At 68.4% G+C, this 6,823-nt stretch carries 6 protein-coding genes; all 6 read left to right on the forward strand.

All coding sequences use genetic code 11. The features are described from left to right. The first annotated feature begins 30 nt into the window (after positions 1-30). The 6 genes from ACFU95_RS40315 (at position 31) to ACFU95_RS40340 (ending at position 6,675) form a co-directional block, all read left to right on the forward strand. The gene (locus tag ACFU95_RS40315; protein ID WP_383839193.1) at positions 31-1,773 is read left to right on the forward strand and encodes an MFS transporter; all 1,743 of its coding nucleotides are present in this window, start codon (positions 31-33) and stop codon (positions 1,771-1,773) included. Positions 1,774-2,093: 320 nt separating this feature from the next. Further along, positions 2,094-3,020 (forward strand): RICIN domain-containing protein, encoded by a 927-nt coding sequence (locus ACFU95_RS40320; protein ID WP_383839196.1) that lies wholly within the window; start codon positions 2,094-2,096, stop codon positions 3,018-3,020. Continuing rightward, positions 2,978-4,216 carry a sialidase family protein gene (locus tag ACFU95_RS40325; RefSeq protein WP_383839199.1) on the forward strand — a complete coding sequence of 413 codons (1,239 nt, stop codon included), beginning with the start codon at positions 2,978-2,980 and terminating at the stop codon, positions 4,214-4,216. Before ACFU95_RS40320 ends, ACFU95_RS40325 begins: the two co-directional genes overlap by 43 nt. 99 nt (positions 4,217-4,315) lie before the next feature. Further along, entirely contained in the window at positions 4,316-4,966 is a 651-nt protein-coding gene (locus ACFU95_RS40330) for a class I SAM-dependent methyltransferase (protein ID WP_383839202.1), read from the forward strand. A 63-nt stretch (positions 4,967-5,029) separates the two neighbouring features. Further along, positions 5,030-5,974 (forward strand): N-acetylmuramoyl-L-alanine amidase, encoded by a 945-nt coding sequence (locus tag ACFU95_RS40335; protein WP_383839205.1) that lies wholly within the window; start codon positions 5,030-5,032, stop codon positions 5,972-5,974. Between the two features lie 188 nt (positions 5,975-6,162). Continuing rightward, positions 6,163-6,675 (forward strand): hypothetical protein, encoded by a 513-nt coding sequence (locus tag ACFU95_RS40340; RefSeq protein ID WP_383839208.1) that lies wholly within the window; start codon positions 6,163-6,165, stop codon positions 6,673-6,675. The last annotated feature ends 148 nt before the right edge of the window (positions 6,676-6,823 follow it).

Raw genomic sequence — 6,823 nt, forward strand, 5'->3', positions numbered from 1 at the left:
TTGCCCAGGCACACCGGGTTGATCCCCCACATGACACAAACGACGAACGAACAGCCCACCGGCAGAGCGACCGGCCCCCTCGTCCCGGTCCTCGCCTTCGCGGGCATCGTTGTCGCGGTGATGCAGACCCTGCTCGTCCCCGTCATCAAGGACCTGCCGCAACTGCTGAGCACCGCGCCCAGCAACGCCACCTGGGTCCTGACCTCCACGCTGCTCTCCGGCGCCGTCGCAACCCCGATCATGGGCCGCCTCGGCGACCTCTACGGCAAGCGGCGCATGCTGATAGCCAGCCTGTCGGTGATGGTGGTCGGCGCCCTGGTCAGCGCGTTCACCAGCACCCTGCTCCCCATGATCGTCGGCCGTACCCTCCAGGGCTTCGCCATGGGCGCGATCCCCCTCGGCATCGGCCTGATGCGCGACATGCTGCCCCGCGAGCGGCTCGGCTCGGCGATGGCCCTGATGAGCTCCTCGATCGGCGTCGGCGGCGGACTCGCGCTGCCCGCCGCGGCCCTGGTCGCCCAGCACGCGAACTGGCACGCCCTCTTCTACGGCGCCGCCGGCCTCGGCGTCCTCGCCATCGCCCTGACCCTCCTCGTCGTACCGGAGTCCAAGGTCCGCGCGGAAGGCTCCTTCGACGGCCTCGGCGCGTTCGGCCTCTCCGCCGGCCTCGTCCTCTTCCTCCTGCCGATCACCAAGGGCAGCGACTGGGGCTGGGCCTCGGGCACCACCCTCGGCCTGTTCGGCGCGTCGGCCGCCGTGCTCCTCCTCTGGGGCGTCTACGAGCTGCGCGCCCAGGCCCCCCTCGTCGACCTGCGCACCACGGCCCGCCCGGCCGTCCTCTTCACCAACCTCGCCTCGATCATGGTCGGGGTCTCGTTCTACGTCGTCTCCCTGGTCCTCCCTCAGCTGCTCCAACTGCCGAAGGAGACCGGCTACGGCCTCGGCCAGTCGATGGTCGTAGCGGGCCTGCTCGTCGCTCCGCTCGGCCTGACGATGATGTTCACCGCCCCCGTCTACGCCCGTCTCTCCGCGAAGTACGGCCCCAAGACCACCCTGATCCTCGGCCTGCTCATCATCGCCATCGGCTACGGCGCCGGCCTCGGCCTGATGAGCGCCCCCTGGCAGAGCCTCGTCATCTCCGTGATCCTCGGCGCCGGCATCGGCCTGGCCTACTCCTCCCTCCCCGCCCTGATCATCGGCGCGGTCCCCGCCTCGGAGACGGGCGCGGCGAACGGCCTCAACACGCTGATGCGCTCCATCGGTACGTCGGTGTCGAGCGCCGTCATCGGCATGGTGCTGGCCAACACCGCGAACGACGTCGGCGGCGTGGAGATCCCCACGATGCACGGCTTCCGCGTCTCCTTCCTGATCGCGACCGCCGCGGTCGCCGTCGGCCTGCTCCTGGCCCTCTTCCTCCCGAAGCAGCGCCCGGCCACCGCCCACCCGCAGCTGCGCGCCAGCAGCGAGGAGGACGCCAACCTGAAGCACGCCGAGGAGGTCCTGCGCGGCTTCCGCGGCCGCGTCCTGGACGCCACCGGCACCCCCGTGGCCCGCGCCAAGGTCACCCTGATCGACCGCCGGGGCCGCCAGGCGGGCGCCACCCTCTCCGCGGAGGACGGCCGCTACGCCCTCACCGTCCCCGCCCAGGGCGCCTACGTCCTGGCCGCCCGAGCCGACGGCCACGCTCCGCTCGCCTCGTCGGCGACGCACAAGGGCGACGACAGCGCGGTGGACGTGGATCTGGCACTGCCGGAGGCAGCGGTCTCGGCGTAACCGGCCCCGCTTCTCGCCTCTCGCTTCCCGCCTCTCCCCTCTCGCCGCTCGCCTCTCGCTGACGCCGTACCCCCTTGCCGCCACCCGGCAGGGGGGTACGGCGTTTCGCACGCCCGGGAGCCCTCGAACACCGGGGGAGAGTTTGCCGCCACGCCGCGCACCCGTGGCCAACCGTTCCTCGCCACGTCACCCCGTCCGCATCGGCTTGTCACTCGGTGCCCGCATGCACACAACAACACCCAACATCCGTCGCATGTACGGAGATTCGACCTGCCAGCCATGCGGCAACGGAAACGGAGAGATTGCTCGATGTCATGTCTATGAAAAAACCGACGCGCGTACTGGCCGTCCTGGCCACGCTGGTGTGCTCGATCGCCGCCACGCTGGTGTACACGCTCGCCTCGTCCACCCCGGCGAAGGCGGAGGACGACTGGCGAAACCTCCGCAACCTCAACGCGGGAAGATGCCTGGCCGTCCCCAACTCCAGTACGGCCGACGGCACGGGCCTGGTCCAGTGGACCTGTAGCGAGAACCATGACCAGGACTGGACGTTCACCAAGGTGGCGGGCGGAAATGGAGATCGCTACCTGGTCCGCAACCGCTTCAGCGACCGGTGTCTCGCCATGCCCAACTCCAGCGTGGCCGACGGCACACAGGCCATCCAGTGGCCCTGCGACAGCACCGGCGACGAGCAGGTCTGGGTCCACGACAGCTGGAACCGGCTGCGGAACCTGAACAGCGACAAGTGCCTGGCGGTCCCCAACTCCACCACCGCCAACGGCGCCGCGATCATCCAGTGGACCTGCTCGACGAACCTGGACCAGCGCTGGGTGTGGTCCGAGGACACCTCCACCTACGCCCGTCTCTACAACTTCGGCACCGGCCAGTGCCTGGCCAACCCCGGCTCCAGCTACGACAACGGCGTCGCGATGATCCAGTGGTCGTGCAGCAACAGCGACAGCAACTACTGGGCGCTCCAATCGGTGTCCGGGGGCTTCCGGGTCGTCAACAAGGTGAACGGCAAGTGCCTGGCTCTCGCGGGCGCGAGCACGCAGAACGGCGCCAAGGTCGTGCAGTGGCCGTGCGGCGGCGGCGACGAGCAGGTCTGGGTCCGCATCAGTCTGGACCGGTTCCAGAACAAGAACAGCGGGCTGTGTCTCGCGATCCCAAGCTCCAGTCAGACCCCGGGAACGGAGGCCATTCAGTGGACCTGCTCGACAAGCGGGAGCCAGCAGTGGATGTGGTGACGCGCAGACGGGCCTGGCCCGTACTCCTGACCGCGCTCGTCCTCACCGTCGTGTCCGGCCTGCTGCTGCAGGGGTCGGCCGCCGCCGAGGGCACGTCGTCCGAGTCGACGGTCTACGCGAACGTCGTCACCGGGGGCGACGGGACACGCACCCCCGACATCGTCAGCACCAGCGCGAACAACGCTGTCGTCGCCTGGCGGGAGGGCCTGCGGCCCGGCAACGTCGACATGGGGTACATCCGGTACTCGTACACGACCGACGGCGGCGCCAACTGGAGCCGCCCCCAGATGCTCGCCCAGGAGACCAGCGCGTTCGCCTGGCACTACGTCATCCTCTACAAGTCGGGCAGCGAGCTGTTCGCGTTCATGGGGCGCACCCCGATCGCGGACACGGACAACGACGACGGGAACGACAGCGCGGACGACGGGATCAACCACGACGGCCTTCCGATCAGCGACACCGTCGTCAAGCGCAGCACCGACGAGGGCCACTCCTGGCAGACCTATCCCGCCACCTTCCCGACGGACATCCCCAACATGGTCTTCGCCGGACACCCGCTGAAGTGGACGAACCCCACCGAACCGGACGACGTCCGGCACGTCATGCCGTACTGGGCGAGCAAGCGGGAGAACGGAGTGCTGACCTCCAAGGACCTGAAGACCTGGTCGAAGGCCGGCTCGGTGATCAATGGAAACGCCGACACCGTCAAGGCCGGCGAAAACCAGATCGCCCTCTCCCAGAGCAGCACGCCCGCGAACGAACTGGTCATGGTCGCCCGCAGCACCAACGACTACGCCATGAAGTCCACGAGCCCCGACGGTGGCGTCAGCTGGTCGCCCTTCGAACGGGACACCAGCCTGCCGAGCGCGGACACGTCCAAGGCCTATTTCACCAAGGACAGCAACGGGCAGTACCTGTACATCTACAACGGCCCCGTGCGGAGCGCGAACCCACCGGACCCCACCTACCGCGACGTCCTCTACTACAAGACCAAACGCCGCGACGGAAGCTGGAGCGCCCCCACGCTCTTCGCCAACGGCACGGAGCCCCAGGTCGACTCTCCCGGCACCACAGGGGAGGGCTGGGACACCTACGCGATGGCCGATGAGTACGCCCCGGGCAAGTTCTTCGTCGTCTGGGAGTACGACACCAGCCGCATCAAGGTGAACAGGCTCGACAGCTCCGACGCGCCCTGATCCACCCCGCCGTATCGCCGTACCCCCTGTCGCCTGCCGACCAGGGGGTACGGCAGCATGGGGCGCCCAGACGCACGCACGACCGGAAGGCCCCTCCCCATGACCCCGGCCCCCAAGCCCGAGATCCTGGCCGCCTTCGAGGCCGCGAAGGGCTTCATGCCCGCGGGCGAGGGCCTGGCCCTGTACGCGGCAGCCGTGAAGGCCGGACGGCTCGGCCTCCCCCTCCTGGAGGTCGGCACCTACTGCGGCCGCTCCACGATCCTGCTCGCCGACGCCGCCCGCGAGGCCGGCGTGACCGCCCTCACGGTCGACCACCACCGCGGCAGCGAGGAGCAGCAGCCGGGCTGGGAGTACCACGACCCGGAAACGGTCGACCCCGAGATCGGCCTGATGGACACGCTGCCGACGTTCCGCAGGACCCTGCGCCGGGCCGGCCTGGAGGAGCACGTGGTCGCCCTCGTCGGCCGCTCCCCGCAGGTCGCGAAGATCTGGAACTCCCCCCTCGGCCTCGTCTTCATCGACGGTGGTCACACCGACGAGCACGCCACCGCCGACTACGAGGGCTGGGCCCCGCATGTCACCGAGGGCGGCCTGCTGGTCATCCACGACGTGTTCCCGGACCCGGCGGACGAATTCACGGGTCAGGCTCCCTACCGCGTGTACCTGCGGGCACTGGAGTCCGGGGCCTTCACGGAGGTGTCCGTGACGGAGTCGCTGCGCGTGCTGAGGCGGACGGGCGCGGGCGTCTGATCTCCGGCGCCGCTCGACCGTGCCTCCCGGCGCAGGCCATGTTCGGCCCGTAAGGTGTCAGGCGTGTCGTACGCAGGTCCGGACTTCGATCCTCCCCAGCCCCGCCGCAGCCGCCGCCGCACCCTGACCGTCGCGGTCGCCGCACTGGTGCCGGGGGCACTGCTCGGATGGGTGATCTACGAGGCCGTGGGCGGCCCCGGCAACGGGGACGGCTCCGGCACCGCTGCCGTACGGCCGTCGTCGCCCGCGTCGGACGCCGCGCCGACGGTGTCCTCCACGAACGACGACAAGCCACCGGGCCCGACCCCCACCGCGGACTCCACGTCCGCCTCCGGCCCCCTCAAGGGCAAGGTCGTCGTCATCGACCCGGGCCACAACCCGAACAACTTCCAGCACACGGCCGAAATCAACCGCAAGGTGAACATCGGCACGAACTGGAAGGAGTGCGACACGACAGGGACTTCCACGAACGACGGCTACACCGAGGCCAAGTTCACCCTCGACGTCGCCCACCGCATGCGCACCCTGCTGGAGAAGCAGGGCGCCACGGTCGAGTTCACGCAGGACGGCGACCGCTCCTGGGGTCCGTGCGTGGACGAACGCGCCCAGATCGGCAACAAGGCGGACGCCGACGCCGTCGTCTCCATCCACGCGGACGGCGCGGGCACCGGCCAACGGGGCTTCCACGTCATCCTCCCCGGCAAGGTGAACGCGGGCGCCGCCGACACCGGCCCCATCGTCGCCCCGTCCCGCGACCTCGGCGAGCGCATCGCGGGTTCCTTCGTCCGCGTCACGGGCAGCGCCCCCTCCAACTACGTCGGCGGCGGCACCGGTCTCGTCACGCGTGAGGACCTGGGCGGTCTCAATCTGTCAACGGTTCCCAAGGTGTTCATCGAGTGCGGCAACATGCGCGATAGCAAGGACGCGACACTGCTCACCAGCGGCGCGTGGCGACAGAAGGCGGCAAAAGGGATCTCTCAGGGAATCGCGGGCTTCCTAGAGGAGTAGGGAGCCCGAGAGCCCACCAGAGTCGCCATGCACACGCCCAGATCCACCTCAAATCGATTGCAGAAGCGTTTCCCCTATTGATCGACTGAGCTCGACCGGAGGCGATCAAAGCCTTCTCTCTTATGATCATGGGGGATCACTTGAAGCTCCAAACAATCCAGCGCGGGGCCACCGTTGCCGTCTTGTCCATGAGTCTGCTCGGCGTGGGCGCCTCGGCACAGGCTGCTCCAAGCGCGGCGCAGGCACAGACTCCACCCGCTGCCAACGAATCCATTGCCACTGACCTGACCACCAACATGTCCACGCGCAGCTGGAACATGCCGTGGAAGCGCAAGCTCGTGCACGTGAAGTCGCTCGGGATGAAGTGCGGCAAGAAGCCACTTGCAGCCGCTTCGGGGCGAGGCGAGATGACGCTGCGCATAGATGAGACCAGGACCGTGAACACCACGACCTCAAAAGACATCAATGCAACGATCAAGATCATCAACGCAGGGGTCGGGTGGGACGTCACGAAGGGACGGAGCATCACCGTCAGCGGCAGCAAGGAAGTACCTCATGGCAAGTACGGCACCCTGACGGCTTACACCAAGTACTCCGGGAAGAAGTTCGACGTCCTTGACACGGTGACCATGGGGATCATCCAGAAGAACAAGGAAGCGTGGAAGCCGATCGGCGTCTGCTTCAAGTACAGCCAGCGATAGCCCGGGCCCCAGATCGCTTCCCAGCCCCTGACGAAGCGGGGCGCCGGAGGGTCTCCGAGGGGAGGCTTTTCGTTTCCGGTGAAACAAACCTGGGACACACCCCGCGCGGCTTTTCCTGTTTTTGACGGGCTCGCTTTGACCCCACACC

Origin of the sequence: Streptomyces sp. NPDC057623 (genome assembly GCF_042800355.1) — a bacterium.
Lineage (GTDB): Bacteria > Actinomycetota > Actinomycetes > Streptomycetales > Streptomycetaceae > Streptomyces.